The sequence below is a fragment of the Rhodococcus sp. AB351 genome, from assembly GCF_049538275.1.
Taxonomy (GTDB): domain Bacteria; phylum Actinomycetota; class Actinomycetes; order Mycobacteriales; family Mycobacteriaceae; genus Rhodococcus.
Map to the genome: position 1 here is coordinate 1 of NZ_JBMVFW010000035.1, position 1,442 is coordinate 1,442.

1 protein-coding gene is annotated in these 1,442 nt (G+C 66.0%); it reads left to right on the forward strand.

All coding sequences use genetic code 11. From position 1 onward, the window contains the following. Window positions 1–221 precede the first annotated feature (221 nt). Window positions 222–1,424: an IS110 family RNA-guided transposase gene (locus ACPCXD_RS22880; protein ID WP_106201818.1), complete on the forward strand. Its 1,203-nt coding sequence runs from the start codon at window positions 222–224 to the stop codon at window positions 1,422–1,424. Window positions 1,425–1,442: the final 18 nt, after the last annotated feature.

Here is a 1,442-nt window from a genome sequence, read left to right on the forward strand (position 1 = left end):
TACTTCGTGAGAGTTACGTTGAGCTGTAACCCGGGCAGGCCGGGCGAGGCTGCATAAGGTTTGCCCACTCTCGAGTGGGGCTTGAAAGGACTGGCCACCCGACCTGTCTGGACACCTCGGACCGCTGATTGAGATCTGCGCATGATCGCTTGTTTAAGGAAATGCCGGCGGAGGCGTCCATCGGGGCCAGGCCGGAACACAAGCGAAAACGAGGAAATCCGATGACCGGTTCGCAACTGTGGGCAGGAGTCGACGTCGGCAAAGAACACCACTGGATATGCGTACTCGACACCTCCGGGACGGTGGTGCTGTCGCGGCGATGCGACAACGACGAAGCAACGATCCGTGCGGTGATCACCGAGATCGACGCACTCGCCGAGACGGTGTCGTGGACGGTGGATCTGACCACCGCCTACGTCACCTTGTTGCTGACTGTGCTGGCCGACGCCGGGAAACCGGTGCGCTACCTGTCCGGACGTTCGGTGTGGCAGGCATCGTCGGTCTACCGCGGCGGCGAAGCCAAGACCGACGCCCGCGACGCCCGGGTGATCGCCGATCAGTCCCGGATGCGGTCGGACCTGCCCGTTCTGCGTCCCGACGACGAGTTGATCCGTGAGCTGCAGATGCTCACCGGCCACCGCACCGATCTGGTCGCCGACCGTACCCGGACCATCAACCGGCTGCGTCAGCAACTCGTCGCGATCTGCCCCGGACTCGAACGCGTCGCGCAGATCTCCTCGGACCGGGGCTGGGTGGTGCTGCTGGCCCGCTACCAGCGACCGAAAGCGATCCGCCGCGTCGGGGCGGCCCGACTGGCCGCAATGCTCACCGGGGCCGGGGTGCGCCACGCCGAATCGATCGCCCGGGCCGCAGTCACCGCCGCGAAGGCGCAGACCGTGCGGTTGCCGGGGGAAGATGTCGCTGCCGAACTGGTCGCCGAATTGGCGCAGGCGGTGATCGACCTCGACACACGTATCAACGCCGTGGACGCGGAGATCGAGGCCCGATTTCGCCGTCACCCTCTGGCCGAAGTGATCCTGAGCTTGCCGGGTATGGGATTCCGGCTCGGAGCCGAATTCCTTGCCGCAGTAGGTGACCCCGCCCTGATCGGCTCGGCCGACCAACTCGCTGCCTGGACCGGGTTGGCGCCGAGACCCAAGGATTCGGGTAAACGCACCGGGCGTCTGCACACCCCTCAGCGCTACAGCAGGCGCCTGCGCCGGGTGATGTACATGTCGGCGTTGACCGCGGTCCGTTGCGATCCCCGATCCCGCGCCTACTATCAGCGCAAACGTGCCGAAGGTAAGCGACCCGTCCAGGCCACGATCTGCCTGGCTCGGCGGCGCGTGGACGTTCTCTACGCTCTGCTCCGCGACAACCGCACCTGGCAACCGACTGTGCCGGTCACCGCGGTGGCGGCTTGACAGGATCATTGAGAGTCC

Bases quoted from the DNA above. Each gene is read 5' to 3' on its own strand.
- ACPCXD_RS22880 (WP_106201818.1), top strand. From the start codon at position 222: ATGACCGGTTCGCAACTGTGGGCAGGAGTCGACGTCGGCAAAGAACAC.